The following is a 26271-nucleotide window of genomic DNA, read 5'->3' on the forward strand; positions in this document are numbered from 1 at the left end:
GAGCTGCCGATGACCGGAGAACTATCACCCATCGACAAGGCTAAGTTCGTTGCCGCCAAACGCGCCGCCGACATGGTCGAAGACGGCATGCGCGTGGGCCTCGGCACCGGCTCGACCGCGGCGTGGCTGGTGCGCTGTCTGGGCGAGATGGTGCGCGACGACGGGCTGAAGTTCAAAGGCGTGCCGACCTCGACACGTACGGCGGAGCTAGCCCGTGATGTCGGGATCGAGGTGATCTCGCTGGACGAGGCCAAGTGGCTCGACCTGACAATTGACGGGGCGGACGAGTTCGACAGTGAGCTGAACCTTATCAAGGGCGGCGGCGGGGCGTTGTTGCAGGAAAAGATCGTGGCAACGGCCAGTGACCAGATGGTGGTGATCACCGACGCCAGCAAGGAAGTCGAGACGTTGGGCGCGTTTCCGCTGCCGGTCGAGGTGATTCCGTTCGGCTGGCAGACCACCAAGGCGTTGATCGAGGAGACGCTGGTCTCGATGGACGTGCTCGGGCGGCAGACGACGTTGCGTATGAACGGCGAGGTGCCTTACATCACAGACGAGGGTAACCACATCATTGACCTGCATCTGAACCGGATCGGCAATGCCCGCCAGCTTGCCATGGTGCTGAACCAGATGCCGGGCGTGGTGGAAAACGGGCTGTTCATCGACATCTGCGACCGCGTGGTGATCGGATACGGCGACGGGCGGGTCGTGGTCCGCGATATCAACGAAGGCACCGAAGAAGAGGACCGGTTGGATTTCGTCGAGGACGACAACCTGTTCAGCGATTTGTTGGAATAGCACCGGAAACACGGATTTTCGGCGAAATTTCCTGCCTTCTCGGGATCGGCGATGCCGCTTTGGCTGGACTCCGCGGCCCTTTGCAATAGATGTGTCCGGAGCGCTGCAGCGGAAAAAGGGCGGACCATGAGTGATTTCGACTATGATCTCTTCGTGATCGGCGGCGGCTCGGGCGGCGTCCGCGCGGCGCGGGTTGCTGCGGTCGAGGCGGGGGCCAGGGTGGCCCTGGCCGAGGAGAGCCGCTACGGCGGTACCTGTGTGATCCGTGGCTGCGTGCCGAAAAAGCTGATGGTCTTTGCCAGCGAATATGCCCCTGCGATGGAAGATGCCGCCGCCTATGGCTGGACGGTACATACCGACGGGTTCGACTGGCCGGTTTTCCGTGGCAATCTCGAAGCGGAGCTGGACCGGTTGGAAGGGATCTATCGCAAACTGCTCGCCGGCAGCGGAGTCGAGACCTTCGACGCCCGGGCACGTATCGTCGATGCGCATACGGTCGAACTGTCCTCCGGAGAGCGGAAGTCGGCCAAGCATATTCTGCTGGCGATGGGTGGGCGACCGGTGAAGCCGGGTATTCCGGGCGAGGAGTTGGCCATCACCTCGAACGAGATTTTTCACCTCGATGAACTGCCCAGGTCGATCCTGATCGTCGGTGGCGGCTATATCGCCTGCGAGTTTGCCGGCATCATGAACGGGTTGGGCGTCAAGACCACGCAGTACTACCGGGGTGCACAGGTCCTGCGGGGATTCGATGAAGAGGCGCGCGGGCTGGTCAGCGAAGAGATGATCCAGAACGGGGTCGAACTGCATCTCGGCACCAACGTGATCGAGATGGAGCCGGCGGATGGCGGCGGGGTGCATGTCAAGGCCACCAACGGGGATAAGCGCGATTTCGACGTTGTGATGTTCGCCACCGGGCGGCACCCCAACACAGAGGATATGGGCCTTGAAGACGTGGGCGTGAAACTGGGCCGCAAGGGTGAAGTGCTGGTTGATGACTACGGTCAGACGGCAGTGCCCTCGATCTATGCCGTCGGCGATGTGACCGACCGGGTGAACCTGACGCCGGTGGCGATCCGCGAGGGCATGGCCTTTGTCGAAACGGTGTTCAAAGGCAACCTCACGAAACCCGACCACGAACTGATTCCGACGGCGATCTTCACCCAGCCGGAATTCGGCACGGTGGGAATGAGCGAGGAAGAAGCACGCGACGCAGGGCCGATCGAGGTTTACGCAACCTCGTTCCGGCCGATGCAGACGCTGTTTGCAGGGCGCGAGGCACGGGTGCTGATGAAGTTGATTGTCTGTGCCGAAACCCGGAAGATTTTGGGTTGTCATATCGTGGCGCCGGGAGCGGGCGAAATGATTCAACTCGCCGGAATTGCGGTGAAGATGGGGGCGACGAAAGAGGATTTCGACCGCACGGTGGCGGTGCATCCGACAATGAGCGAAGAGATCGTGACAATGAGGACTCCGACGCGCGTCGTGGGTTGATTTTTCCGGACCCACTGCACAGGTAGTGAAAACCGGACGAAGAAGAGAGGAAAGCTGTAGATGGCAGGAAATTCGGGCGGCCCCTGGGGCGGCGGCGGAAACAACGGCGGCGACGACCGCGGTGGACGCGACAACGGACGCGGCGGCGGCCGACGTCCGGGCGATGACGGGCCGCAGATTCCCGAAATCGAAGAATTGATGAAGAAAGGCCAGGAGCAGCTCAAGGTGCTGATGGGCGGCCGTGGCGGCGACGGATCGCGGCGCGGTGGCGGCGGCGGTGCGGGGGGCGACGGCGGCCCGGCGCTGACGCGCGGTACCGTGCTGCTTGGCGTGCTTGCGGTGGTGGCGCTCTGGGCCTATGCCAGCTTCTACACGGTCAAACCGGAAGAACAGTCAGTGGAACTGTTCCTCGGCAAGTATTCCGATACCGGCAACCCGGGCCTCAATTTTGCTCCGTGGCCGGTGGTAACCGCCGAGGTGCTGCCAGTGACGCGCGAACAAACCGAGGATATCGGCGTCGGGGCCACCCGGTCAGATTCGGGCCTGATGCTGACAGGCGACGAGAATATCGTCGACATCGATTTCCAGGTGGTATGGAACATCAGAGATCCGAAGAACTTCCTGTTCGAACTGGCCGAGCCGCGTGAAACCATCCGCGCGGTGAGTGAATCGGCGATGCGTGAGATCATCGCCCAGAGCGAACTGGCACCGATCCTGAACCGTGACCGCGGCATCATCGCCGAGCGGTTGCAGGACCTGATTGAATCGACCCTCGACAGTTACCAGTCGGGCGTAAACATCGTTCGCGTCAACTTCGACAAGGCCGACCCGCCCGAGCGGGTGAAACAGGCCTTCTTCGCGGTACAATCGGCGGAGCAGGAGCGCGACCGGCTTGAAAAGCAGGCCGATGCCTATGCCAACAAGGTGCTGGCGGCAGCCCGCGGTGAAGCCGCCCAGGCGCTGGAAGAGGCCGAGGGCTACCGTGCGCAGGTGGTCAACGAGGCCGAGGGTGAGGCCAGCCGCTTCAGCGCGGTGCTGGAAGAGTACCAAAAGGCGCCGGACGTGACCCGCAAGCGACTCTACCTGGAAACCATGGAAGAAGTGCTGGGCCGCGTCGACAAGATCATCATCGACGAGCAAAAGGGTGGCCAGGGCGTGGTACCTTACCTGCCGCTCAACGAGCTGCGTAAATCGAATGCCGGGGGAAACAACTGATGCGGAAATCAACCTATATTCTTCCCGTCGTCGTATTGGTTCTGGCGGGATTGCTGTCGGCGGTGTTCATCGTGGACGAGCGCGAAAAGGCGCTGGTGCTGCAATTCGGACGGGTGGTGTCGACCAAGGACGAGCCCGGGCTTTATTTCAAGATACCGCTGATCCAAGAGGTGGTGCGCTATGACGACCGTATCCTGAGCCGCGAGGTGGACACGCTTCAAATCACGCCGTCGGACGACCGCCGGCTGGAAGTCGACGCCTTTGCCCGGTTCCGGATTGCCGACGTCAACAAGTTCCGCGAAGCCACCGGCGCCGGGGGTGATCAGGCGATTGCTGTCGCCGGGCGGCGGCTCGATTCGATCCTGCGGTCGAAAACCCGCGAGGTTCTGGGCGGGGTGTCATCGAATGACATCCTTTCGAGCGACCGGGCGGCGCTGATGCTGCGGATCCGCAATTTCGCCATCACCGAAGCGCGGGCGCTGGGGCTGGAAGTGATCGACGTGCGGCTGAAGCGGACCGATCTGCCCGAGGCCAACCTGGATGCCACTTTCGCGCGGATGGAAGCCGAGCGTGAACGCGAGGCCGCCGACGAGATCGCCCGCGGGAACGAGGCCGCGCAGCGCGTGCGCGCCCAGGCCGACCGGACCCAAGTCGAGATCGTGTCGGAAGCCGGCAAGCAGGCCGAGATCATCCGCGGTGAGGCCGACGCCCGCCGCAACGCGATCTTTGCCGAAGCCTTTGGAGCGGACAAGGAATTCTTCGAATTCTACCGCTCGCTCAATGCCTACAAGGAGGCGCTGCGGCAGTCGAACACGACCATGGTGATGTCACCGGACAGCGAATTCTTCGACTATCTCAAGACCGACCGTCCCGAATGATCGTCGGGACGGCACTCCTGGCCCTCGGGCTGGTACTGATCGTGGAGGGGCTGGTCTATGCACTGGCCCCTTCGCTTGTTGAAGAGATGCTCGAGGCACTGCGGCAGATCCCGCCCGAGGCGCGACGTCTGATGGGATTGTTGGCGCTGGTGCTGGGCCTGTTGCTGGTCTGGGTGGCCAAGTTGCTTGGGGCGTGAGCTCTGGGATTTACGCGGTTTTTCGCGTATCTTCACATTCGGTTGAGAAATCGTGGCCGGGTTTGTGTTGCGCGACAGGACACCTAGATTACTGTCAGTAATCAAAGCGGCCCCCTGCAAGGAGAGCTGCGGTTTGAACTTCACTTTGAATAAGGAGACCCGGAAGTGAAAAATCTGGCAGTTGCACTTCCCATCCACCGAAATGACTCGAACCGGGCGCTTCAGCTTGTCTGGCTGGGCGTTCTGTCGGCGCTCTTCCTCCTGGTACAAACGATTCAGGCCGCGGCGCGGCCCGAAAGCTTTGCCGATCTGGCCGATGAAGTCAGCCCGGCGGTGGTGAACATCACCACCTCGACCGTTGTGGCGCAAGGCACAGGCCCGGGGCCGATCGTACCGGAAGGGAGCCCATTCGAGGATTTCTTCCGCGAATTTCAGGACCGGAACCGGGAAAACGGTGACCGGCCGCGGCGCTCGTCGGCTTTGGGTTCGGGGTTCGTGATCTCGGAGGACGGCTATATCGTCACCAACAATCACGTGATCGAAAGCGCCGACGAGATCGTGATCGAGTTTTTCACGGGCGAAGAGCTGGAAGCGAAGGTGATCGGCACCGACCCCAATACAGATATCGCGCTGCTGAAAGTCGAGGCTGAAAAACCTCTGGCCTTCGTGCCTTTCGGCGACAGCGATACCGCCCGTGTCGGCGATTGGGTGATGGCAATGGGCAACCCGCTGGGGCAGGGGTTCTCGGTTTCCGCCGGCATCGTGTCGCAGCGTGGCCGGGCATTGTCAGGGGCCTATGACGATTACATCCAGACCGACGCGGCGATCAACCGGGGCAACTCGGGCGGACCGCTGTTCAACATGGATGGCGAAGTGATCGGTGTGAACACGGCGATCCTGTCGCCCAATGGCGGTTCGATCGGGATCGGGTTCTCGATGGCGTCAAACGTGGTGGTGAAGGTTGTCGACCAACTCAAGCAGTTCGGCGAGACGCGCCGCGGCTGGCTCGGCGTGCGCATCCAAGATGTAACCGAGGACGTAGCCGAGGCGATCGGTTTGGAAAAGGTGGCCGGCGCTCTTGTGACCGACGTTCCGGACGGACCAGCCAAGGACGCCGGAGTCCAGTCGGGTGACGTCATCCTGAGCTTCGATGGACAGGACGTGGAAGACACCCGAGGTCTGGTGCGACAGGTCGGCAATTCCGAGGTCGGCAAGACCGTCCGCTTGGTGGTGTTCCGCGAAGGCAAGACCCAGACATTGAAGGTCACGCTGGGTCGCCGCGAAGAGGCAGAAGGCGCGATCCCGGCCGCGCAGCCGGGTGGTGAGGATGATGGCGGAGCCACCGAGAAGGACGTGCTGGGCATGACGCTGAGCCAGATGACCGACGAACTGCGCGGTCAGCTCGATCTCGACGCCAGTGCCGAAGGATTGATCGTGCGCGACATCGACGAAACGTCGGAGGCCTACGAGAAAGGACTTCGCGCGGGCGATCTGATCACCGAGGCCGGCCAGCAGAAGGTCAAGGTCGTCGCCGATCTGGAGGCGCGCATTGACGAGGCCAAAGAGGCCGGGCGCAAGTCGCTTCTGCTGCTGGTGCGGCGTGCGGGTGATCCGCGCTTTGTGGCGCTGTCGCTGGAGAAGTGATGCCAGCCCGGGTGTGCCCGGGGCCAGGCGGAGAAACGAAGTAGGCCGGGCTCGCGCCCGGCCTACTTCGTTTCGCGCGGGATGGTCTCGGGGTGTTCGGCCAACCAAAAAGCCCTGGCCTCGGGCGGAAGGGTTTCAAGCATGCGGTCGAAATCTACCTGCCGGACATGTGCGCGCAGGGCACGGGCGGTGGCCTCGATGGCGTGTTGTGGCGTCAGATTGTGATGTGGGCGCAAGGCGCGGGCTTCGGCATTGAGTTCTTCGAGGCTGATCCAGGGTTCGGGGGGCTGCGAGATGTCCCAACGCGCGACGAAGATCGCCCGCAGCACCGCCGGGAGCTGATCGGCGAAGGCGAGGCCCTGTGTCGGCGTCAGGCGACGTCGGAAGGTGAGCAGCACGCCTTGTACCGCGGTATATGCCATATTGTCTGAGGTTAGCCCCAGTTCCTCCTTGGCATCCTCAAGAAAGGCACGCCAGTCGCGTGTCGCGTGGCGATAGGCCCAAGGCATGGGCACGGGATCACTCCTTTTCCGGCCGTTCCACGGGCACCAGGCCCAACTTGCGGGCGGCTGCCAGCGACAGGATCGCGCTGTCGAGGCCCTGCGGAGCCTGATAACGGCGGACGGCGTGACGGGTGCGACCGTCCATCTCGCCGGTGATGGCGCCGTGATAGTGGCCACGGGCCTGCAGGGCGCGTTGCAGCGAGGCGGTGAAATCGGGCGGCAGGTCTGCCTCGCAGGGCATGCGGAACCAGAGCTCGCGCTGCGGTTCAATGATGGCCTTACGGTCCTCGCGTTTGTAGATCGGCTCGGACATGACGGTGCCATCAGCCAGCACTTGCGCCGGCTGGACCATGACGTGGCCCGAGACGGTCTTGTAACGTGGCGGCGTGACCTCTTTGCCCCAGCAGCTGCCGTCGGGGGCACCGGGCGGGGCCTGTTGGAAGGTCTGTACCAGGGCAGGCTCGGAAAACCGGGTCACTCCGGGCGCGGGGTTGCAGGCGGCCAGCATGGCGCAGGTGCCGAACGCGGTTAACAGGATCCTCGGTGACATGGCTGCTCTGCCTGTGTTTTCTTTGGCAACAGTTTACCCGGTTTGTACGTTTTGGGAAAGTGTGCCGTCATGTCGGCCGTCGGGACCGCTCTGTTCGAGCGCGAGCAGGCGGTCGAGAAGGGGCGAGATGTCCTCGATCCGCTCGGCAATGAGATGCATGACCCCGTTCTCGCATTGCAACCGCCCCGTCACCCGCAGACAGCGCCCGGCGATCACCGCGCGGCGGAACCGTTCGTAGAGCGCGCGCCAGACGATCACGTTGACGATGCCGGTTTCATCTTCGAGCGTGAGAAAGATCACCCCCTTGGCGGTGCCGGGCCGCTGGCGCAGGATGACGATCCCGGCCACGGTGATGCGCTGGCCGTTGAGCCGGGTAGAGAGATGGCTTGCGGGCAGGCAGGCGGGCGGGCGAAGCGGAGAATGCTGTGTCGAGGGCGATGGATCAGGCATGTGAACAAAAATAGAACATTTGTGGATTCGCGCAAGACCGCGGGGATACATCGCAAATGGGGCTGGCGACCGGATGGCGGCTTCGCTAGAACATCCCGGACGATTTCAGAGGGGAGCCCAGCGGCGACATGGCGAAGATCACCTATATCGAGTTTGGCGGCACCGAGCATACCGTGGACGTGGCCAATGGCCTGACGGTGATGGAAGGTGCGCGCGACAACAACATTCCCGGCATCGAGGCCGATTGTGGTGGCGCCTGCGCCTGTTCGACCTGTCACGTCTATGTCGACGCGGCCTGGGTGGCCAAGATGCCGCCCAAGGAGGACATGGAGGCGGACATGCTGGATTTCGCCTATGAACCCGATCCGGAGCGCTCGCGCCTGACCTGCCAGATCAAGGTGACCGACGATCTGGACGGACTAATCGTGCATATGCCCGAAAAGCAGATCTGATGCGGCGCGCGGCAGGGCACCTCTTCGCGTGCCTTGCGGCGCTTTTCACGGCGGCGCCTTTGGCGGCCGCGGACGTGATCACCGCAGCCCGCTATCTCGAGCCGACCACCCGGTACGATCACGCGGTTTTGGGTGACGCCGTGGAATGGGGCGCGCTGGAGTTGACCGTGGCCGGTCGACGATATGTTCTCCGCCTGGCCGAGTCCCGCGTTTTCGAAGACATTGCCCCGCGCATCCTGCCCGGCGGTGCCGCGGTAGTGGTCGTTGAAAGCGACCTGCGGAAAGGCGCGCGGCTGGCGATCTATGGCATCGCGGGTCTGGTCGCGGCCACGCCGTTCATCGGGCAGAGCCATCGCTGGCTGGCGCCGGTGGGAGCTGCGGACCTTGACGGCGACGGCAAGATCGAGATCGCCTATGTCGATCGGCCACATCTTCGTAAAGTCCTTCGGATCTGGCGGTTTGACGGGGAAGCGCTGCATCTGGTCGCCGATCTTCCGGGGCTGACCAACCATCGGATCGGCTGGGATTTCATTCCTGGCGGGATCCGCGATTGCGGCCGGGGTCTCGAGATGATCCTGGCCGACGCAGACTGGCGTGACGTGATTGCCATCCGGTGGGACGGGCAGAGTGCGCAGGCCCGGCGGCTGGGCGCCTATGGCGGTCCCGAAAGCCTCGATCGGGCTTTGAACTGCAACTGAGGTGTGGGCAGAACGCGGCACTTGTGGTCTTATCGGTCCCATGTTGCGCACGCGTCACCTGAGCCTGCTTGTCGGATGCCTGGCCGTTCTGCTGGCGGCTTGCACACGCCCGGCGGTGACCGGGTTTTCGCAGCCTGTACCCGAGGCCACGGTTCAGCGCGTCTTCGTCGCAACCCAGCGCACCGCCAGCCAGATAGGCCAGATTTTCGGAGAAAATCGCAATCCGGTGATGAATTACGCGGCGGTGGATGTCTCGATCCCGCCGGATCACGAACTGGGTCATCTTGAGCGGACGTCGGGGCTCGCCGATCCGCGCCGCTATTTCGCGCCGGTGGGAATCGAGGCGATGAATGGCGCGCCGGCGCTGACCTCGGCTCTACGCCGTGCCCGGGCCGGTGACGGCGGGCTGTTGTTGTTCGTGCACGGTTACAACAACACGCTGGAAGACGCGGCCTTCCGCCTGGCACAGATCCGGCACGATTTCGCCCTCGAGGAACCGGCGCTGCTGTTTTCTTGGCCGTCGGCGGGTGACCCGCGCGGCTATGTCTATGACCGGGACAGCGTGATGTTCGCTCGCGATGGCTTCGTGCAGCTTCTGCGCGATCTGAACCGGTCGGGTCAGAAGCGTATCCTGCTGGTGGCGCATTCGATGGGCAGCTACCTGGCGATGGAGTCGTTGCGGCAAATCGCGCTGACCGGCGACCGCCACCTCTATGGTGCGCTGGAAGGGGTGATCCTGATGTCGCCGGACATCGATCCGGATGTCTTCCGTCAGCAGGCCGCCGCGATCGGCAAGCTGCCGCAGCCGTTCATCATCATGACTTCACAGAGCGACCGGGTGCTCAGCTTGTCGGGACTGTTGACTGGTCGCAAGGCGCGGCTGGGACGGATCAAGGGACCGGAGGAAGTCGAAGGTCTGAATGTGACGGTGATCGATATATCGGGATTTGACGATGCCGCTTTGGGCGGGCACAACGTGCCGTTTTCGTCGGCCAAGGCAATCGTTCTGTTGCGCGGACTGGACCGTCAATTGCGCACCGGGAGGACGGTGCTCGACGAGTTCGTGTTCCTGGGGCGGGATCTGACGACAGGCCTGCGCGTTCCGTAGGGACGCTTCGTGATTTGAACGGACGCGAAGGCGGGCGTAAGCTGGTGCGGGTTTGTGAAGGGAGCGGATCATGGCCGGAGGCTGGGCGAAGGACGGCGCGGTGAGCGAACAGATCGAGGCGTCGATCAAGGATGAACTGGCACGCCTGAAAATTCGCAAGACACCGGTGGGCGAGAGCCTGACCGAATGTGCTGAATGCGGCGAGGAGATTCCGGAAAAGCGGCGGCAGGCCATCCCCGGTGTGAAACTGTGCATCGATTGCCAGAAGGAGCGCGACGGCACTTACAAGGCGCGCGGCGGGATCAACAGGCGCGGTTCGAAGGACAGCCAGTTGAAGTGAGGTGAGTGCGACCGCGCGGCGCCGGGCCGCGAAACGTGGGGGCGCTGCCCCCACACCCCCGGGATATTTCCGGTCAGATGAAGAACCCGTCGAGCGCGGCGGGCCGCCGGCCTCTCGTCCGCGCGGTCGATGTCGAATTCTCCGGTGACGTTGAATGGCAGTCCATCATGGCGACGAGGGCGTCGGTGAAGTAGTCGGTGCTCGAGGTCGAACCGTCCTGCGACGCGGCTGTCCGTGAACGTGGTGCGCAGGGCGCGGCCGACGGGTGGATCGGCCGGGTCACGGTCGACGCGCCCGGATTTGCCATTCACCGAAAGGCGCGGGGTGATCGAGGTGTTGTTGCACCAGATTTGATTGGTTTCGTTGGCGCCGTCTGCGAAGCGAGGATGCAGGCGGATGTTGAAATCGCCTGCACGGAATTGCCAAAGGTCACTGCGCGCGCTGAGCACCCTGGCCGAGGGGTTGTCATGCGTGATCTCGCCTGCCGGCGTGGTGACGGCCCGACTGTCCTGGGCGGTGGCGAAGCCGGGCAGGGTGGCGAACAGAAGGGCGGAAAACAGGTGTTACATTTGGTGCCTCCGCGCTCAGTCGGTCTTGACGCGGGACACCGTGACCGGGCGCGCGATGGTCACGGGCACGCCCTGTGCGGTACTCTGCAGCTGCGTCGCGCCATACATCGCGTCGCGGTTCACCACGGCGAGGCGATAGGTGAAATGCATCGGTGCACCGTTCGGCCCGGAAACGGTCGCCTGCGCCTTGAGGCGCGGGGCTTTGCTCAGATCGCAGCCGAGCACGGTGGCCAATTCGTTGTCGTCGAATTCGGGGGGGAAGACGCGGGTGCCATCGGACACCGCGTTGAACCGCCAGCGGGGTTCTTCGACCCATTCGAAGACAAGTTCCTTAGCCACTTTCGGACTGATCGAAACCAGGTTCGTGCCGTTGTGAATGAACTGGAACTGGTGGACTTCGGGATCACCGGGGAAAGGCATGATCCCCTGCGGCGATTTCGCGACACCGGCCTTGTGTTGCATGGTCCAGATATCGGCTAAGAAAGGTTCGACCTTTTTCAATCCGACAGGGTGCCGGTCTGACAGGGGGGCGAACGCGTCAGGCGCGGGCAAGGCGGGATCCTGTGCGACTGCGGCGGGCGTGATCAGGAGTGCTGCGGCGAGACTGGCCGCGTGTTTGAAATTGATGGTCATCGCAATTGTCCGTTTGACTATGATGACGACAAAGGGGACTGCGACCGGTCAGGTCAAACGGACTGCATCGTGGCCGGCAAAGACCGCGGGTCGCAACGACCTGTTGCTAGAACCAGCCGCGCAGCGCGAAAGCGACAAGACCGAGCGCCAGTACGAGATTGAGAGCCCGGAACACGACCGTTTGACGTTTGAGGGCCGGGAGATTTGCCAGACGCTTAATCATACTTGAACCTTTCGGAAATGATATTGAGCGCCGGCACGCCGAGGTTGATCAGCGTCCGTTCGGCCGAGTCCATCATCGCCGGCGGTCCGCACAGAATATAGAGCCATTGCCGCATCTCCGGTTGGGTCACAACCTTACGGATCAGCGCGGCATCGCACATGCCGTGATAGCCGTCCCAGTCTTCGGGTGGTTCATAAAGCGCGTGAACGACACGAGTGCCGTGCTCACGGGCAAGCGTGTCCAGTTCGTCGCGATAGACGATCTGGTCTGCATTGCGGTTGCCATAGAGCAGCAACGTGGGCCGCAGGTCGTCCTCCAGCCGCAACTGCCGCAGGATGCTCAGAATCGGCGCGATACCAACGCCGCCGGCGATCATCGCGATGCCCGGGGCGTCGCGCCCGGTGATCACCATGTTGCCGTGCGGCCCGTCGACATCGGCGCGTGTGCCCGGTGCGATCTGCCCAAGCGTGCGGGTGAAATCCCCCAACTCTTTGATGACGAATTGTAACCGGTCGCCCGAACCCGGAGCCGAGGCGATCGAAAACGGGTTGTCGTTGAGCGATATGGCAGAGCGGCCGACGCTGATCCAGGCGAATTGTCCAGACCGGTAGCGCAGACCGGCATGCCCCCGTGGCGCGAGTGTCAGCTCCCAGGTGCGCTCGGCGATCTGGCGCACGCTGTCGACTTGCCAGGGGCGCAACCGTTTGAGCACCGGTTTGATCGCATAGATGAAGACCAGGGACAGGACCGCGACGGCGAACAGACCAATCCACAGCGCCGCGAGAACCGGATCCTGCGCCAAGCTGCCGGCGTAAAGCACGTGGTGCAGCACCAATCCCGCGATGACCGCCGCGCCGATCCCGTGCAGCAGGCGCCAGCTTTCATGGCGCAGGTCGGACCTGTCGCGAAAGATTGCCATCAGGAAAAGCAGTGCCAAGAGCGCCCAGGCGATAATACCTGTGGCCAGCGCTGACAGGTCAAACCCCATTGACGGGTTGCGATAGCCAAAAGGATGCAGCAGCGCCAGCACCACGGCGCTGCGGGCCAGCAACTGGTGAAACCGCATGGTGATGTCGATGCCGATTTGACGCGAAACGGTGCGAAAGCGGCCCGACAGCAGGAATTCCGTGAGCAGAATGGCATAGGCGAGCATGCCGGCTCCGGCAGCGAGCTCATCGGCGACGCTGCGTGGCGGACGGGCGCCGAGGGCGCTCAGCACCAGCGGCAGCAGCACAACGGCGAGGTAGAGGCCGATCAGTAGGCGAGCATTCATGACGCGATCCGCTGGAGATAGAGTATGGACTCCTTATCGCAGGCCGTGGCCTAAAAGGAAACGGGGTGCGCCCGATCAGGAACCGGAACGCAAGCTCCAGATTCGGGCGACAGGCTGATGGGGAGCGTTAGTCCTCCATCGCCTCCAACTGGTCGATGAAACCGGCGATCATACCGAGACCCTTGTCCCAGAATTTCGGGTCGGACGCATCGAGGCCGAAGGGCGCCAAAAGCTCTTTGTGATGTTTGGAGCCGCCGGCCTTCAGCATATCGAAATACTTGTCCTGGAAGCCTGTGGGTTGTTCCTCGTAAACCGCGTAGAGTGCGTTCACCAGCCCGTCGCCGAAGGCATAGGCGTAGACGTAGAACGGCGAGTGGATGAAGTGCGGGATGTAGGACCAGAAGGTCTCGTAGCCGTCCATGTATTCGAACGCCGGCCCGAGACTTTCGGCCTGCACGCTCATCCAGATGGCGTTGATGTCGTCGGGCGTCTGTTCACCGCCCCGCCGCGCGGCGTGGAGTTTGCATTCGAAATCGTAGAACGCGATCTGGCGAACCACGGTGTTGATCATGTCCTCGACCTTGCCGGCAAGCAGCACCTTGCGCTGGGTGTCGGTCTTGGCGCCGTCGAGCATCTTGCGGAAGGTCAGCATCTCGCCGAAGACCGAGGCGGTTTCGGCCAGCGTCAACGGTGTGGACGACAACATTTCGCCCTGACCGGCGGCCAGCACCTGATGCACACCATGACCGAGTTCATGCGCCAGCGTCATCACGTCGCGCGGTTTGCCGAGATAGTTCAGCATCACGTACGGATGCACGTTGGTCACCGTCGGGTGGGCGAAGGCGCCCGGCGCCTTGCCGGGTTTCACGGCGGCGTCGATCCAGCCCTTGTCGAAGAACGGCGCGGCGATCTCGGCCATGCGCGGGTCGAACCCGGCATAGGCGCCCATCACCGTATCGCGCGCCTCGTCCCAGCCGACAATGCGGGGGTCTTCGATCGGCAGTGGCGCGTTACGGTCCCAGACCTGCATCGCATCAAGTCCCAGCCATTTGCGTTTGAGCTCGTAATAGCGGTGCGACAGTTTCGGGTAGGCCGCGACGACAGCATCGCGCAGCGCCTCGACCACCTCGGGCTCGACGTCATTGGAGAGGTGCCGGGCGGTTTGCGCGGTCGGCATCTTGCGCCAGCGGTCGATGATTTCCTTTTCCTTGGCCAGCGTGTTGTGCACGCGGGAGAAGGTCTTGATGTTGTCCTGAAACACCCGCGCCAGTTCACGCGCCGCCGCCTCGCGCTTGCCGCGATCGGGGTCGGTCATGAAATTGGTGGTGCCTTCGATGTTGTAGGATTCGCCGTCGACGGTGAATTCCAGCCCGGCGATGGTTTCATCGAAAAGCTTCTCCCAGGCGTCACCGACGGCGCCGAGGTCATGCAGGAATTTCTCGAGTTCGTCGGAGAGCTGGTAGGGGCGCAGGGCACGGCGGCGGTCGAGCACCGATCTGTAGCGGGCAAGATCGGCATTCTCCGCAATCATCGCGGCATAGGCGTCGTCGGTGATCTGGTTGAACTCCAGCCAGTAGAATACCAGCGCCGACGAGGCGTTGATGATGCGCTCCTGCATATCGGACATGAACTTGGCGCGAGCGGCGTCGGTGGTCAGTTGATAGTAGAGCAGCCCGGCGAAGGACATGATGCGGCCGGCGATGTTGTCCATCTTTTCCGAGCGCTGGATCGAGGTAAGCAGCTCGGCCGCCGACAGCGAGGTGAGCTTGCCCTCGTAATCGGCGGCGAAGGCCTGGGCTTCTTTCTCGAACCACTCGAGATCGCGCTGCAATTCTGCTGCGTCTTCGCCGGTATAGAGATCTGTGAGGTCCCATTCGGGCAGGTCGCCCAGGTCCTTTCCTCCGGCACTGGCGTTGGCGTCAAAGACGGGGAAGGGGAGGGTGAGCATGAAAGGCGCCTTTCCTGTTGCGGGTTCCGGCAGAGATAAGCCGGGTGGCGCTAGGGCTCAAGGGGGCATCGCGGTGAGAGACAGGCTGTTGAGATCGCCGCGTGTTCAGTACCGCCGGGCTGGACCGGCGGGCAGCGTCAGACGCCGATGGCAGTCTCGACGGGTTGTTCGGCGAAGAAAGCCTGCATTGTGTCGAGGATACGCGCCTGAGTTTCGGGAGTATCCATCAACACCTCATGTTCGCCGGCGTCGATCAGTTCGAGCCGGCCGTCCGGCCAGCGGGCCATGCGGGAATGGATACGGCCGGCGTCGACGATCCGCTCGTTTGTGCCGAGAAAGGTGATGGCGGGGTGCGCCGGCGACGGCATCCGGTCGAGTTCGCGGCATTCGCGCAACGCCTCGTGAAGCCAGCGCAATGAAGGGCCGCCTAGCAACAGTTCGGGATGGGCTTCGAGGTGGTCCTTCATGTACTGCCACATGCCGGGGTCCCGTGTAAGCAGGTTATCCTCGAACGGTGCCGTGGCGACATAGCCGATGGCGCCGGTCCCGGGCGCATAAACATGCCCCAGCCCCAGAAGCTTGCCGCCCCAGGCGAGTGCCCAGGCGGCAGGACGGGTCGAGGGCGACATCTTGATCCCCCACATCGGGCCGGTAAAGCAGGCAGCCCGGACCGGCAGGTCCTCGTGAAGCGCGCGAAGGCCGATGCAACCGCCCATCGAATGGGCAATCAGGTAGTAGGGTTCCGGCAGGCCCATCTCGCGGATCGCCGCGATCACCGCCTTCACGTCTTTTTGATAGTCGGGAAACCAGTGAACATGGCCGGCAATCGGATCCTCGATCAACCGATCTGCCAGCCCCTGTCCGCGCCAGTCAATCGAAACGGTGGCCAATCCACGATCGGCCAGCAGGCGGGCGGTACGGCCGTATTTCTCGACATATTCGGTGCGGCCGGGAAACAGCAGGACGGTGCCGTCCGGGGCCGGTCGATTCCACACCCCGATGCGGATGCGCACGCCATCCTCGGCCATCAGCCAGTGAGCCGCCCCATCCTCGGGCCCGTCGGCAGCAGCATCGAAAAACGGCGCACTTTCCATGGCTTAGCCGAGAACGGCACCCAGCTTCATGGCGAGACCCATGTCGCCATCGACGCTGAGCTTGCCAGACATAAAAGCCGCCGTCGGGTTCAGATCGCCTTCCATCATGGATTGGAAGACGTCAGCCTCGGCGGTCAGCGTTACATCGGCGGGCTCGTCCCCGGCGCGGGCGCCCTCCGAATCCAGCACGATCGCGCCTTCGCCTTCGATCACGAATTTCGCGGAGCCGTCGAATCCGCCGCCGCCGAGTTTTTCATTGAGGGTGTTGACTGCTGCGTCGATCACGTCGCTCATGGGGTATCCCTTTCTGGTCTTCGTCCGGGGATGACATTCCTCGCGGACAGGCGTTAAACTCGGATGCACTATGAGCGTGTTTCGGTCCAATCTCAAACCTATCGTCGCGGCAATCGCCGCGACAGTTGGCTTTTCCCTGCCCCTGGCAGCCGGCCCGGTAACGCTGGACGAGCTGCTCCAGCGGTTGCAGACCGCCGACGCAGTGGATGCAGCCCGTATCGAGCGCGAAATCGAGCTGGAATGGGCCAAGTCGGGCTCGCCGGCGATGGACCTGCTTTTCAAGCGTGGGGTCGAGGCGCTGGAGGCGGAGGACTATGCGGTGGCGATCGAGCATCTGACCGCGCTGACCGACCATGCGCCGGATTTCGCCTCGGGCTGGTACAATCGCGGCCAGGCCTTTGCGCTGGCCGGCATGATCGGCCCGGCGCTGCACGATCTTGAACGCGCTCTTGTGCTCGACCCGAGGCACTATGATGCGATTTTCGGGCTGGGCACGATTTTAGAGCAGATCGGCCGCCCCGAGCGCGCCTATGACGCCTATCGGCTTGTGCTGGACCTGCATCCGCACCATGAAGAGGCACAGCAACTTCTGAAACGGCTCGAGGGTGACGTGAACGGCGTCGAACTCTGAGGCCCCAAATCCCCGGGGAAAGGTCATGAGCGCAGACGGGCGGGTCGTTGCGGTCCTCGGGCCCACGAATACCGGCAAGACGCACTATGCCATCGAGCGGATGCTCGGTTATCGCACAGGCATCATCGGGTTGCCTCTGCGGCTTCTGGCGCGCGAAGTCTACGACAAGATCGTCAAGGCGCGCGGGCCTTCGGTGGTGGCGCTGGTCACGGGGGAAGAGCGGATCGTGCCGGAGCGGGCGCAATACTGGGTCTGCACCGTCGAGGCGATGCCCGAGGGCATGGGGGCCGATTTCGTCGCGGTGGACGAGGTCCAGCTCTGTGCCGATCCCGAGCGCGGCCATGTCTTCACCGACCGGCTGCTGCATGCGCGGGGGCTGCACGAGACGGTGTTCCTGGGCGCCGACACGATGCGCGGGCCGATCCGGGCGCTGGTGCCGGGGGTGATCTTCGTCGGCCGGGAGCGAATGAGCGAACTGTCTTATACCGGCCCCAAGAAGATAAGCCGGATGAAGCCGCGTTCGGCTATTGTCGGTTTCTCGGTCGATAGTGTCTATGCCATTGCCGAGCTTTTACGCCGTCAGCGTGGTGGGGCGGCGGTGGTGATGGGGGCGCTGTCCCCGCGCACCCGCAACGCCCAGGTCGAGATGTATCAGTCGGGCGAGGTCGATTTCCTGGTGGCCACTGATGCGATCGGCATGGGGCTGAACCTCGATATTGATCACGTCGCCTTTTCGTCGCTGACGAAATTCGACGGGAGACGGATGCGGCCGCTGGCGCCGAACGAGTTGGCACAGATCGCCGGTCGCGCCGGCCGTGGGATGAGTGATGGCACTTTCGGCGTCACGGGAGAGGCGATGGATCTGCCGCCGGAAGTCGCCGAGGCCATCGTCGAACACAGCTTCACCCCGATCCGCAAGCTGCAATGGCGCAACTCGGCGCTGCAGTTCGGGCGGCTCGACGCGCTGATCCGTTCGCTGGAGGAAAAACCGCAGAATGAATGGTTTCTCAAGGCCCGCGAGGCGGACGACCTGATGGCGCTGAAGGCTTTGGCGGAAGACGTCGAAACCTCTGCGCGGGCGTCGGACGCGGCCTCGGTCAAATTGTTGTGGAATGTCTGCCGAATCCCGGATTTCCGCGGCATCAGCCATGCCGAACATGCCGGGCTTCTGACGCAAGTGTTTCACTTTCTGCACGAATCCGGGCAAATTCACGAGGACTGGTTCGCGCGGCAGGTTCAAAGAATCGACAAAGTGCAGGGCGACATAGACACATTGTCGAAACGTCTGGCCTATATCCGCACTTGGACCTATGTCGCGCAGCGAAAGGGCTGGCTGCGCGATGAAGAGCATTGGCGCGGTGAAACCCGCGCGGTAGAAGATCGCCTGTCGGATGCGTTGCACGACGCATTGACGCAAAGATTCGTGGACCGGCGCACCAGCGTGCTGTTGCGCCGGCTCAAGCAGAAGGAGGCCTTGGTGGCCGAAGTGAACGACAAGGGTGAAGTGACGGTCGAAGGCCATGTGGTCGGCCGTCTGGAGGGGTTCCGGTTCGCGGTCGACAAGAGCGGCGGCGGGCAGGAAGCCAAGACGCTGCAACAGGCGGGGATGCAGGCCTTGAGACCGCATTTCAGCCTGCGGGCGGACCGGTTCTATAACGCGCCCGATACCGAGATCGATTTCACCGAACAGGGCGGGCTGATGTGGGGCGAAAGCGCCGTCGGCAAGCTGGTGGCCGGGGCCGATCCGATGAAACCCACCGTGCAGGCCTTTGTCGATGAAGAGGCCGGCGACGACGTGGTGCAGAAGGTCACGCGCCGGCTGCAGCATTTCATCGACCGAAAAGTCGCGACCCTGTTCGAACCGCTTCTCAACATGAGCCGTGACGAGATGCTGACCGGGCTGGCGCGCGGTTTTGCCTTCCGGCTGGTCGAGAATTTCGGGATCATCCCGCGCGAAGCGGTGGCTGAGGATGTGAAGGTGCTGGACCAGGATGCCCGCGGCCTGTTGCGCAAGCACGGCGTGCGGTTCGGGCAGTTCACCATCTTCATGCCGCTCCTGCTGAAACCCGCGCCGACCCGGTTGCGGCTGGTGTTGTGGTCGCTGGCGCGGGGGCTCGACAATTTTCCCGAGGCGCCGCCGCCGGGCCTGGTAACAGTTCCAACGCCGAAGGAGGACACGCCCGGCGTCGACGCGATGAGCGGCTACCGCTCTGCCGGCGAGCGGGCGATCCGGATCGACATGCTGGAGCGGCTGGCCGACCTGCTGCGCGCGGAGGACAGCCGCAAAGGCTTCGAGGCTAATCCCGACATGCTGTCGATCACCGGTATGACGCTCGAGCAGTTCGCCGAGTTGATGCAAGGTCTGGGCTACCGTGCCGAAAAAGGCGAGCGCGAGAAGATGCGCCCGGAGCCTGCGGAAGAGGTGGAGGCCGCCCCGCCGAAGGAAGCCGGTGCCGAGCAACCCGCCGTGGCGTCTGGAGAGGCGACGAAACCTGTAACCGAAGCGACGCCGGAGCCGGCACCTGAGGCCGCGCCGGAGCCAATGCCCGAAGCGGTTGAGCAACCTGCGCCGGAGCCTGCCGCGGTCGACAGTGACGCGGAGGAGACCGGGCCGGAGATCGAGGTGTTCTATTCGTTCACCTGGGGCGGGCAGCGGGGCGCGCGCCGCGGTGGCGGCCCGCGTCGCGAGGGAGGAGATCGATCGCGCGGTCAGGGCAAGCCGAAGGGGGCCGCCAAGGGGCGCAAGGGCAAGCCGCGCCGCGATCAGGGCAAGCCGCAGGGTGCTCGGAAATTCGAGGCGAGGCCGCCGAAGAAGGACAAGATCGACCCTGACAATCCCTTTGCCGCCGCGCTGATGGGATTGAAAGACAAGAGCTGAGGCTTGGCAGAGGCTTCCGGAAAGATCCGCCTCGACAAGTGGCTGTGGTACGCGCGCTTTTTCAAGACGCGCGGGCTGGCCGCGAAGGTGGTCAGCGGCGGTCACGTCAGGGTGAACGGTGCCAAGGTGGCGAAACCGGCTCAGTCGGTGGCACCGGGGGATGTTCTGACTTTCCCGCAGGCGCGCGTGATCCGGGTCGTGCGGATCCTGTCGGCCGGCACCCGCCGCGGCCCGGCAAACGAGGCACAGGCGCTCTATGAAGACCTCACGCCCACACCCGGTCCAGGGGCAAACTCATCGCGTCCGCGCGGTGGCGGTGAGCGCCCGACCAAGCGCGACAGACGGGCCATGGAGGCGTTGAAAAAAGGTGAGCCGGGAATGTGAACCCCGCGACAAGACAGGTGCTTGAATGATCGGGATGACTCAATTAGCTAGTGCGGAACGCCGATAATGATGGATTCCCGATATGACTTATGTCGTGATCGATAACTGCATCGCCTGCAAATACACTGACTGCGTGGAAGTGTGCCCGGTGGATTGCTTTTACGAAGGCGAGAACATGCTGGTGATCCATCCCGACGAATGCATCGATTGCGGCGTCTGCGAGCCGGAATGCCCGGCCGACGCGATCCGGCCCGACACCGAGCCGGACATGGACAAATGGGTCGAGTTCAACCGGAAGTACTCTGAAATGTGGCCGGTGATCATCTCGAAGAAAGACCCGATGCCCGAGGCCGAGGACCGCGACGGGGAAACCGGCAAGCTGGACAAATATTTCTCGGAAAACCCTGGCGAGGGCGGCTGATTCGGCACGGGCGAAGAAAGGCTGCGCCTCGTAACCCTGCCTAAACACGGGCTAATCAGTCCGACTGTTGCCGCGGCACTTTGAAAGAGCCGTGATTTGTGTTATATTTATAAATGAAATGAGGAATCTTGCCTGAAGCCATCCATACGAGCAGCCGTTCCGTGGGTGGTTTTATTTGCGACAAACCAATCCGTGCGGTGGGCTAGCTAGTCCGCTGCCGGTAACGTGTCGATGTAAGGAAAGGTCGGGTTCCGGGATGCGATGCTGAGGAAAAAATTGCATGAGCAAAGCGAAAAAATCGGAGTTTCGTCCGAATGACTACGTTGTGTATCCGGCCCATGGTGTAGGGCAGATCGTTTCGATCGAGAAACAGGAAGTGGCGGGCTTCGAGCTCGAACTTTTCGTGATCTCGTTCGAGAAAGACAAGATGACCCTGCGGGTGCCGACCAACAAGGCGACCGAGATCGGTATGCGCAGCCTGTCGAGTCCCGACGTGGTGAGCCAGGCGATGAAGACGCTGAAGGGCAAGGCCAAGGTCAAGCGCGCGATGTGGTCGCGCCGGGCGCAGGAATACGAACAGAAGATCAACTCGGGCGACCTGATCGCGATTGCCGAAGTGGTGCGCGACCTGCACCGCAACGACGACCAGCGCGAGCAGAGCTATTCCGAGCGCCAGCTCTACGAGGCGGCGCTGGAGCGGCTGACTCGCGAAGTGGCAGCCGTTGCCGACGGTGACGAAGCCGCGGCGGCCAAGCAGGTCGACGAGGTATTGCTGAGCCGGGCCGCCTGACGGTAACTGCCGGAAAGAGCCAGGAAATGCCGCGCCCGGAAGGGCGCGGTTTTTTTTTGCTTGCGTCGGATGCTGTGCGGCCTCGTGAGTCAGAGGGTGGCGGTGAGGGCGAGAAGCGCTGCGATTTCAGTGATTTGCTGGGTGGCGCCGAGGACATCGCCGGTCTGGCCGCCGACCTTGGCAAGGGCGAGGTTGGCAACGAGAACGCAGGCTGCCGCTGCGGCGACAATCGCCCAGATCCCGGCCCAGCCGGCGAACAGCAGGGCGATGACCGCTGCGATCAACAGCGCTGCGCGCAGGGCATCGGCGCCGGGGAGACCGGTGGTGTGTGACAGCCCGTCGGGGCGGACGCCGGGCAGGGTGTCCATCACGTAGGCCATGGCCGCACGCGAGGTTGCCGCCGGCACGACCAGCGCCGCGAACAGATGATCGGACAGTGCGATGAGTCCGGCGCCGCGCAGCAACAGCGACAAAACCAAAGCCAGCACGCCATAGCTGCCGATTCGGCTGTCGCGCATGATCTCGAGCCGCCGAGTGGTCTCGAAGCCGCCCCAGAACCCATCGGCGGTATCGGCCAACCCATCCTCGTGCAGCGCGCCGGTCAGAACCACCAATGTCGTCAAGGCCAGAAGAGCGGAAATTTCTTCGGGAATTCCAAGGATTTGCGCGATCCAAGCGGTGAGGGCGGCAAGCCCGGCCAGGGCAAGTCCGACCAGCGGCCAACTCCAGGCGGTGCGGGCACCGCGGGCGAGCGCGCGCTCGGGTATGCGCAGTGGCCAGCGGCTGAGCAGCGCCAGCGCGGCGGGGAAATCATCGGGACGAAAAAGGCGGTCGCTTTCGTGCATGGGTCTGTCTCTTTGCGGCCTTGTGGGGCGGGGTCAATTCGTTAAACACGGGGGCCAAGACCAGATCAACGGGGATTTCGATGTCTGATTTCAAGACTCTAGGGCAGTTCCGTGAGCAATTGCAAAAGGCACCGCGCGCTGACGATTCGGCGCGGTCCGCGGCCAAGGTGCGCAACGTGCAGCTGACCAAGCCGCCGGGCGCGTTGGGACGGCTGGAGGAACTGGCGATCTGGTATGCCGGCTGGCGCGGCCAGGCGCGGCCCCGGCTGGAGCGGCCGCAGGTGATTGTTTTTGCGGGAAATCACGGGGTGACGGCGCAGGGGGTTTCGGCCTTTCCGGCGGATGTCACCGAACAGATGGTGCTGAACTTCCAAGCCGGCGGGGCGGCGATCAATCAGTTGGCGCAGGTATTCGGCGCGCAAATGGATGTGTATGCGCTGGCGCTGGACCGGCCGACAGCCGATTTCACTGCCGGGCCGGCGATGGATGAGGCGGAGTTTCTACATGCAATCGCAACGGGTTGGGATGCGGTGGATGCGCAGGCCGGACTGCTGGCCACCGGCGAGATGGGGATCGGCAACACCACCAGCGCTGCCGCCGTGGCCTGCGCGTTGTTCGGTGGGAACGCCGAGGACTGGGTTGGCCGAGGCACCGGCGTGGACGACGCCGGGCTGGTCCTGAAGGCAAAGGTGGTGCGCGACGGACTTTCTCGTAATTCCAACGCGCTAGGCGATGGTCTCGAGATATTGCGCTGTCTTGGCGGGCGCGAGTTGGCGGCGATGGCAGGAGCGATGGCTCGGGCGCGGGTCGAGCGGATTCCGGTGATCCTCGACGGGTTCATCTGCTGTGCTGCCGCCGCGTGCCTGGACCGCGCCGTGCCGGGGGCTCTGGATCATGCCGTGGCGGGCCACAGGAGTGCCGAGGCGGCGCATGGCAAGCTTCTGGAAAAGCTGGGAAAAGAGCCACTTCTGCAGCTCGATATGCGGTTGGGCGAAGGCTCGGGCGCGGCGCTGGCGATCGGCGTGCTGCAAGGCGCGATCGCCTGCCATTCCGGCATGGCGACATTTGCCGAAGCCGGGGTGTCTGAGGGATAGGTTAAGGCGTCGTCCCGATGGGTTAACGTGGCCGCGGCTTGGAACATCGCTGGTATGGCAGTCCGGCTGGCAGGCTGGCTGGCGGCCTGTCTGGCGCGCGGTGGGATAAGGAGTCGGTAATTCTCGGGTTAACAGGCCGTGCGGCGGGATCGGCTCAGTGACAGGGTGCCCGGCTGACGTCCGGACCAAAGCTGGCCTGCATAAAGGCTGCGGCGTTGGGCGGTCTTGCCCGTGCCGGGAAAATCGGAGAGACAGGAACCATGACCAAGCGGACTGAATTGCCGTCGACATCGCGGTCGCTGCCGATAGCGATGCTGCGGGCGCGCGAGACCATGATGGCGCCTATTCGCCAGATGCTGAACAAGGCCGGCGTGACCGAGCAGCAATGGCGGGTGCTGCGGGTGCTGGACGAGCGCGGCACCACCGATCCCAAGGACCTTGCCAGCGCGGCCTGCCTGCTGAACCCGTCGCTGACGCGGATCATGCAGCTTCTGGAAAAGAAGGGGCTGATTTCGCGCACCGATCACCCCAGCGACCGACGCAAGGTGCTGCTCGACATCACCGACGAGGGGCGGGCGCTGCTGGCCGCGGCGGCACCGGAGAGCAACATCATCTTCGCAAGGCTGGAGGAGCGTTATGGGCGCGAGCGGATGGACCAGCTTCTCGATCTGCTCAACGATCTGAGTGCGGTCGATCTGGATTGAGCCTCGGGAGCTCTGCTCCCAAACCTCCGGAGTATTATGGGAAAGAAGAAAGCGGGGAGCCCCGCTTGACTTGGCGTCCGGGCGCCGGGAGGGTGCAGCTGTGACCTAGGGAGGGGCCATGGCGAATTTACGCGAGATCGAGGAGATCGAGGATCAGGGCATCGTCCTGAGCGACGGTTGCCGGTTGTCGGCGCGGGTCTGGCGGCCGGTCGATGCCGGGGACGACCCGGTGCCGGTCATTCTTGAGTATCTGCCGTATCGCAAGCGTGACGGGACGTGCGCCCGCGATGCGCTGACCCACCCGTATCTTGCCAAGCGCGGCTATGCCTGCGTGCGGGTCGACATGCGTGGCAATGGCGACAGCGAAGGGCTGATGGAGGACGAGTATACCGCGCAGGAGCTGTCGGACGCGGTCGAGGTGATCAACTGGCTGGCGGCGCAGCCATGGTGCAGCGGCAAAGTCGGCATGATGGGGATCAGCTGGGGCGGCTTCAATGGCTTGCAGGTGGCGGCGCTGAACCCGGAGCCGTTGAAGGCGGTAATCACGCTGTGTTCGACCGTGGATCGTTATGCCGATGATATTCATTACAAGGGTGGCTGTCTGCTGAATGAAAATCTCGGTTGGGGCTCGACGATGTGGGCCTATTCCAGCCGCCCGCCCGATCCCGCATTGCGCCCCGACTGGCGCGAGATGTGGATGCAGCGGCTAGAGGCGGAGCCGTTTCTGCCGGTTGTCTGGCTGGGACATCAAACCCGGGATGCCTATTGGAAGCATGGCTCGATCTGCGAGGATTATTCGGCGTTGAAAGCCAAGGTCCTGGCGGTCGGGGGCTGGGGCGATGCCTATAAGAACGCAGTCCCGCAAATTGTCGAGAACCTGCCTGGAGCCAAGGGCATCGTCGGGCCCTGGGTGCACAAATACCCGCATTTCGCGGTACCCGAACCGAGGATCGGGTTTTTGCAGGAGGCGCTGCGCTGGTGGGACAAATGGCTCAAGGGCATTGACAGCGGTGTCGAGGATGACCCTGACCTGAGCCTCTATGTCATGGACGGGGTGCGGCCCAAGACGTGGTATGCCGAAAGACCGGGCCGGTGGATTGATCATGTGACCGGGCTGGTCGGTTGCGTTCGGTATCATCTTGAAGAAGGCGGTGCCCTGGGACCGCGCGGCGAACGTTTTGAAACCCAAATCATGAGCCCTGCTGATACCGGTATGGAAGGCGGTGAATATTGTGCGATCTGGCTGGGGCCGGAGATGCCGGGAGATCAGCGCGCCGACGATGCAAAATCTGCTTGTTGGGACAGTGCCCCATTGGCCGAGGAAATGCCGATTACAGGGTCGCCAGAAGCTGTGTTGCGACTCCGCTCCGAAGCGGTGCAAGGGCAGGTCGCGGTGCGGCTCAATCATGTGCATCCGGATGGGGCGAGTACGCGGATTACTTATGGGGTGCTGAACCTGACCCACCGTGGCGGCCATGATAGCCCGACAGAATTGGTGCCCGGCGAGGAGGTCGAGATCCGCGTTAAGTTGGATCACATCGCCTATGTCGTGCCAGAAGGCCATCGTATCCGCGTGGCGGTTTCAAACGCCTACTGGCCGCTTGTTTGGCCTGCGCCGGAAGCCGGTGTTTTGACGGTGACAGGTGGCTGGCTGGATATGCCGGAACGGGAGTCGGTTGGGGTCGATGAACGCGGATTCCCGCCGCCTGAGGCCGAATCCCCGTGGGAGGTGGAAACCCTGCGCGAGGCCGCCAACAGCCGCAGGATCGAACGCGACATGGGCACCGGTATCGTCAGCCTGATCATCGAGGACGATTTCGGCAAGCGGCGCGATCTGGGGCATGGGCTGATCACCGGCGGCAAGGCGCGCGAGCGCTGGGAGATCCATCCCGACGATCCGTTGCGCGCCAGAGGCATCACCCACTGGACCGAGGAGATGCAGCGCGGCGAGATCCGGATCAGGACCGAGACCCATGCCGAGATGCGGGCGGACCGGGAAAATTTCTTTCTCAAGGCCCGGTTGGAAGCCTACGAAAACGACGTACTGGTGTTCGAGAAAGACGTGGCCGAGACCATCCCGCGCGACGGGGTCTGAGGCCGTGTCCGGGGTTTCGGTCAAGAAATGCCTTGAAGCACGGGGGCGGATACGGTTTTCTTGATCCG

Annotated in this window: 27 protein-coding genes; 18 read left to right on the plus strand and 9 right to left on the minus strand. The window is 63.3% G+C overall.

The window, feature by feature from the left end:
• The first annotated feature begins 9 nt into the window (after nucleotides 1–9).
• The 6 genes from rpiA (at nucleotide 10) to NO357_RS14255 (ending at nucleotide 6226) form a co-directional block, all read left to right on the plus strand.
• Complete coding sequence (rpiA, locus tag NO357_RS14230; protein WP_306736361.1) at nucleotides 10–798, plus strand: ribose-5-phosphate isomerase RpiA; 789 nt, start codon at nucleotides 10–12, stop codon at nucleotides 796–798.
• A 126-nt stretch (nucleotides 799–924) separates the two neighbouring features.
• Nucleotides 925–2292, plus strand: a complete 1368-nt coding sequence (gor, locus tag NO357_RS14235; protein WP_306736362.1) for a glutathione-disulfide reductase — start codon at nucleotides 925–927, stop codon at nucleotides 2290–2292.
• Nucleotides 2293–2352: 60 nt separating this feature from the next.
• Entirely contained in the window at nucleotides 2353–3507 is a 1155-nt protein-coding gene (hflK, locus tag NO357_RS14240; protein ID WP_306736363.1) for an FtsH protease activity modulator HflK, read from the plus strand.
• The gene (gene hflC, locus NO357_RS14245) at nucleotides 3507–4385 is read left to right on the plus strand and encodes a protease modulator HflC (RefSeq protein WP_306736364.1); all 879 of its coding nucleotides are present in this window, start codon (nucleotides 3507–3509) and stop codon (nucleotides 4383–4385) included. Before hflK ends, hflC begins: the two co-directional genes overlap by 1 nt.
• Nucleotides 4382–4582: a DUF2065 family protein gene (locus NO357_RS14250; protein WP_306736365.1), complete on the plus strand. Its 201-nt coding sequence runs from the start codon at nucleotides 4382–4384 to the stop codon at nucleotides 4580–4582. Before hflC ends, NO357_RS14250 begins: the two co-directional genes overlap by 4 nt.
• A gap of 165 nt (nucleotides 4583–4747) precedes the next feature.
• Nucleotides 4748–6226, plus strand: a complete 1479-nt coding sequence (locus tag NO357_RS14255) for a Do family serine endopeptidase (protein ID WP_376744389.1) — start codon at nucleotides 4748–4750, stop codon at nucleotides 6224–6226.
• Between the two features lie 62 nt (nucleotides 6227–6288).
• On the opposite strand, the gene NO357_RS14260 is transcribed toward NO357_RS14255, so the two are convergent.
• From NO357_RS14260 to NO357_RS14270, 3 genes are read right to left on the minus strand one after another with little or no spacing between them, the layout of a single operon-like run.
• A complete protein-coding gene (locus NO357_RS14260; RefSeq protein WP_306736532.1) occupies nucleotides 6289–6735 on the minus strand; it encodes a DUF2267 domain-containing protein in 447 nt (148 codons plus the stop codon).
• A gap of 10 nt (nucleotides 6736–6745) precedes the next feature.
• A complete protein-coding gene (locus tag NO357_RS14265) occupies nucleotides 6746–7279 on the minus strand; it encodes a peptidoglycan-binding domain-containing protein (RefSeq protein ID WP_306736366.1) in 534 nt (177 codons plus the stop codon).
• A 33-nt stretch (nucleotides 7280–7312) separates the two neighbouring features.
• Nucleotides 7313–7729, minus strand: coding sequence for an OB-fold nucleic acid binding domain-containing protein (locus tag NO357_RS14270; RefSeq protein WP_306736367.1), 417 nt, complete (start codon nucleotides 7727–7729; stop codon nucleotides 7313–7315).
• 128 nt (nucleotides 7730–7857) lie between these two features.
• Between NO357_RS14270 and NO357_RS14275 the strand changes: the two genes are divergently transcribed.
• The 4 genes from NO357_RS14275 (at nucleotide 7858) to NO357_RS14290 (ending at nucleotide 10327) form a co-directional block, all read left to right on the plus strand.
• Nucleotides 7858–8181 (plus strand): 2Fe-2S iron-sulfur cluster-binding protein, encoded by a 324-nt coding sequence (locus NO357_RS14275; protein ID WP_306736368.1) that lies wholly within the window; start codon nucleotides 7858–7860, stop codon nucleotides 8179–8181.
• On the plus strand, nucleotides 8181–8879 hold the full coding sequence (locus tag NO357_RS14280; protein ID WP_306736369.1) for a VCBS repeat-containing protein: 699 nt from the start codon (nucleotides 8181–8183) through the stop codon (nucleotides 8877–8879). Before NO357_RS14275 ends, NO357_RS14280 begins: the two co-directional genes overlap by 1 nt.
• Before the next feature lie 40 nt (nucleotides 8880–8919).
• Nucleotides 8920–9987 carry an alpha/beta hydrolase gene (locus tag NO357_RS14285; protein ID WP_306736370.1) on the plus strand — a complete coding sequence of 356 codons (1068 nt, stop codon included), beginning with the start codon at nucleotides 8920–8922 and terminating at the stop codon, nucleotides 9985–9987.
• 70 nt (nucleotides 9988–10057) lie between these two features.
• Nucleotides 10058–10327: a DksA/TraR family C4-type zinc finger protein gene (locus NO357_RS14290; RefSeq protein WP_306736371.1), complete on the plus strand. Its 270-nt coding sequence runs from the start codon at nucleotides 10058–10060 to the stop codon at nucleotides 10325–10327.
• A gap of 584 nt (nucleotides 10328–10911) precedes the next feature.
• Here the strand turns inward: NO357_RS14290 and NO357_RS14295 are convergent.
• The 5 genes from NO357_RS14295 to NO357_RS14315 all read right to left on the minus strand — a co-directional run bounded on the left by NO357_RS14295 (nucleotide 10912) and on the right by NO357_RS14315 (nucleotide 16361).
• Nucleotides 10912–11529 carry a hypothetical protein gene (locus NO357_RS14295; protein ID WP_306736372.1) on the minus strand — a complete coding sequence of 206 codons (618 nt, stop codon included), beginning with the start codon at nucleotides 11527–11529 and terminating at the stop codon, nucleotides 10912–10914.
• Between the two features lie 215 nt (nucleotides 11530–11744).
• Nucleotides 11745–13025 carry a ferredoxin reductase family protein gene (locus NO357_RS14300; protein ID WP_306736373.1) on the minus strand — a complete coding sequence of 427 codons (1281 nt, stop codon included), beginning with the start codon at nucleotides 13023–13025 and terminating at the stop codon, nucleotides 11745–11747.
• A 127-nt stretch (nucleotides 13026–13152) separates the two neighbouring features.
• A complete protein-coding gene (locus tag NO357_RS14305) occupies nucleotides 13153–14973 on the minus strand; it encodes a M3 family oligoendopeptidase (protein ID WP_306736374.1) in 1821 nt (606 codons plus the stop codon).
• Between the two features lie 137 nt (nucleotides 14974–15110).
• Nucleotides 15111–16067 (minus strand): alpha/beta fold hydrolase, encoded by a 957-nt coding sequence (locus NO357_RS14310; protein ID WP_306736375.1) that lies wholly within the window; start codon nucleotides 16065–16067, stop codon nucleotides 15111–15113.
• Nucleotides 16068–16070: 3 nt separating this feature from the next.
• A complete protein-coding gene (locus tag NO357_RS14315; RefSeq protein WP_306736376.1) occupies nucleotides 16071–16361 on the minus strand; it encodes an SCP2 sterol-binding domain-containing protein in 291 nt (96 codons plus the stop codon).
• A 70-nt stretch (nucleotides 16362–16431) separates the two neighbouring features.
• On the opposite strand from NO357_RS14315, the gene NO357_RS14320 reads away from it, so the two are divergent.
• The 5 genes from NO357_RS14320 to NO357_RS14340 all read left to right on the plus strand — a co-directional run bounded on the left by NO357_RS14320 (nucleotide 16432) and on the right by NO357_RS14340 (nucleotide 21465).
• A complete protein-coding gene (locus tag NO357_RS14320) occupies nucleotides 16432–16992 on the plus strand; it encodes a tetratricopeptide repeat protein (RefSeq protein WP_306736377.1) in 561 nt (186 codons plus the stop codon).
• Between the two features lie 25 nt (nucleotides 16993–17017).
• Nucleotides 17018–19870 carry a helicase-related protein gene (locus NO357_RS14325; protein WP_306736378.1) on the plus strand — a complete coding sequence of 951 codons (2853 nt, stop codon included), beginning with the start codon at nucleotides 17018–17020 and terminating at the stop codon, nucleotides 19868–19870.
• A 3-nt stretch (nucleotides 19871–19873) separates the two neighbouring features.
• Nucleotides 19874–20254, plus strand: a complete 381-nt coding sequence (locus NO357_RS14330; protein ID WP_306736379.1) for an Hsp15 family ribosome-associated heat shock protein — start codon at nucleotides 19874–19876, stop codon at nucleotides 20252–20254.
• Nucleotides 20255–20336: 82 nt separating this feature from the next.
• The gene (gene fdxA / locus NO357_RS14335) at nucleotides 20337–20675 is read left to right on the plus strand and encodes a ferredoxin FdxA (RefSeq protein ID WP_306736380.1); all 339 of its coding nucleotides are present in this window, start codon (nucleotides 20337–20339) and stop codon (nucleotides 20673–20675) included.
• A 280-nt stretch (nucleotides 20676–20955) separates the two neighbouring features.
• On the plus strand, nucleotides 20956–21465 hold the full coding sequence (locus NO357_RS14340) for a CarD family transcriptional regulator (protein WP_306736381.1): 510 nt from the start codon (nucleotides 20956–20958) through the stop codon (nucleotides 21463–21465).
• Between the two features lie 89 nt (nucleotides 21466–21554).
• Here the strand turns inward: NO357_RS14340 and cobS are convergent, their stop codons facing one another.
• A complete protein-coding gene (gene cobS, locus NO357_RS14345) occupies nucleotides 21555–22310 on the minus strand; it encodes an adenosylcobinamide-GDP ribazoletransferase (RefSeq protein WP_306736382.1) in 756 nt (251 codons plus the stop codon).
• 80 nt (nucleotides 22311–22390) lie between these two features.
• Between cobS and cobT the strand changes: the two genes are divergently transcribed.
• The 3 genes from cobT (at nucleotide 22391) to NO357_RS14360 (ending at nucleotide 26203) form a co-directional block, all read left to right on the plus strand.
• Entirely contained in the window at nucleotides 22391–23404 is a 1014-nt protein-coding gene (gene cobT, locus NO357_RS14350) for a nicotinate-nucleotide--dimethylbenzimidazole phosphoribosyltransferase (protein ID WP_306736383.1), read from the plus strand.
• 260 nt (nucleotides 23405–23664) lie between these two features.
• Nucleotides 23665–24108 carry a homoprotocatechuate degradation operon regulator HpaR gene (gene hpaR / locus NO357_RS14355; RefSeq protein ID WP_306736384.1) on the plus strand — a complete coding sequence of 148 codons (444 nt, stop codon included), beginning with the start codon at nucleotides 23665–23667 and terminating at the stop codon, nucleotides 24106–24108.
• A 118-nt stretch (nucleotides 24109–24226) separates the two neighbouring features.
• Nucleotides 24227–26203, plus strand: a complete 1977-nt coding sequence (locus NO357_RS14360; protein WP_306736385.1) for a CocE/NonD family hydrolase — start codon at nucleotides 24227–24229, stop codon at nucleotides 26201–26203.
• The last annotated feature ends 68 nt before the right edge of the window (nucleotides 26204–26271 follow it).

The sequence above is a fragment of the Marimonas arenosa genome (genome assembly GCF_030848945.1).
Lineage (GTDB): Bacteria > Pseudomonadota > Alphaproteobacteria > Rhodobacterales > Rhodobacteraceae > Marimonas > Marimonas arenosa.

Coding starts and splice junctions, on each gene's coding strand:
- rpiA (WP_306736361.1), top strand. CDS start 10: ATGACCGGAGAACTATCACCCATCGACAAGGCTAAGTTCGTTGCCGCC.
- gor (WP_306736362.1), top strand. CDS start 925: ATGAGTGATTTCGACTATGATCTCTTCGTGATCGGCGGCGGCTCGGGC.
- hflK (WP_306736363.1), top strand. CDS start 2,353: ATGGCAGGAAATTCGGGCGGCCCCTGGGGCGGCGGCGGAAACAACGGC.
- hflC (WP_306736364.1), top strand. CDS start 3,507: ATGCGGAAATCAACCTATATTCTTCCCGTCGTCGTATTGGTTCTGGCG.
- NO357_RS14250 (WP_306736365.1), top strand. CDS start 4,382: ATGATCGTCGGGACGGCACTCCTGGCCCTCGGGCTGGTACTGATCGTG.
- NO357_RS14260 (WP_306736532.1), bottom strand. CDS start 6,735: ATGCCTTGGGCCTATCGCCACGCGACACGCGACTGGCGTGCCTTTCTT.
- NO357_RS14265 (WP_306736366.1), bottom strand. CDS start 7,279: ATGTCACCGAGGATCCTGTTAACCGCGTTCGGCACCTGCGCCATGCTG.
- NO357_RS14270 (WP_306736367.1), bottom strand. CDS start 7,729: ATGCCTGATCCATCGCCCTCGACACAGCATTCTCCGCTTCGCCCGCCC.
- NO357_RS14275 (WP_306736368.1), top strand. CDS start 7,858: ATGGCGAAGATCACCTATATCGAGTTTGGCGGCACCGAGCATACCGTG.
- NO357_RS14280 (WP_306736369.1), top strand. CDS start 8,181: ATGCGGCGCGCGGCAGGGCACCTCTTCGCGTGCCTTGCGGCGCTTTTC.
- NO357_RS14285 (WP_306736370.1), top strand. CDS start 8,920: ATGTTGCGCACGCGTCACCTGAGCCTGCTTGTCGGATGCCTGGCCGTT.
- NO357_RS14290 (WP_306736371.1), top strand. CDS start 10,058: ATGGCCGGAGGCTGGGCGAAGGACGGCGCGGTGAGCGAACAGATCGAG.
- NO357_RS14295 (WP_306736372.1), bottom strand. CDS start 11,529: ATGACCATCAATTTCAAACACGCGGCCAGTCTCGCCGCAGCACTCCTG.
- NO357_RS14300 (WP_306736373.1), bottom strand. CDS start 13,025: ATGAATGCTCGCCTACTGATCGGCCTCTACCTCGCCGTTGTGCTGCTG.
- NO357_RS14305 (WP_306736374.1), bottom strand. CDS start 14,973: ATGCTCACCCTCCCCTTCCCCGTCTTTGACGCCAACGCCAGTGCCGGA.
- NO357_RS14310 (WP_306736375.1), bottom strand. CDS start 16,067: ATGGAAAGTGCGCCGTTTTTCGATGCTGCTGCCGACGGGCCCGAGGAT.
- NO357_RS14315 (WP_306736376.1), bottom strand. CDS start 16,361: ATGAGCGACGTGATCGACGCAGCAGTCAACACCCTCAATGAAAAACTC.
- NO357_RS14320 (WP_306736377.1), top strand. CDS start 16,432: ATGAGCGTGTTTCGGTCCAATCTCAAACCTATCGTCGCGGCAATCGCC.
- NO357_RS14325 (WP_306736378.1), top strand. CDS start 17,018: ATGAGCGCAGACGGGCGGGTCGTTGCGGTCCTCGGGCCCACGAATACC.
- fdxA (WP_306736380.1), top strand. CDS start 20,337: ATGACTTATGTCGTGATCGATAACTGCATCGCCTGCAAATACACTGAC.
- NO357_RS14340 (WP_306736381.1), top strand. CDS start 20,956: ATGAGCAAAGCGAAAAAATCGGAGTTTCGTCCGAATGACTACGTTGTG.
- cobS (WP_306736382.1), bottom strand. CDS start 22,310: ATGCACGAAAGCGACCGCCTTTTTCGTCCCGATGATTTCCCCGCCGCG.
- cobT (WP_306736383.1), top strand. CDS start 22,391: ATGTCTGATTTCAAGACTCTAGGGCAGTTCCGTGAGCAATTGCAAAAG.
- hpaR (WP_306736384.1), top strand. CDS start 23,665: ATGACCAAGCGGACTGAATTGCCGTCGACATCGCGGTCGCTGCCGATA.
- NO357_RS14360 (WP_306736385.1), top strand. CDS start 24,227: ATGGCGAATTTACGCGAGATCGAGGAGATCGAGGATCAGGGCATCGTC.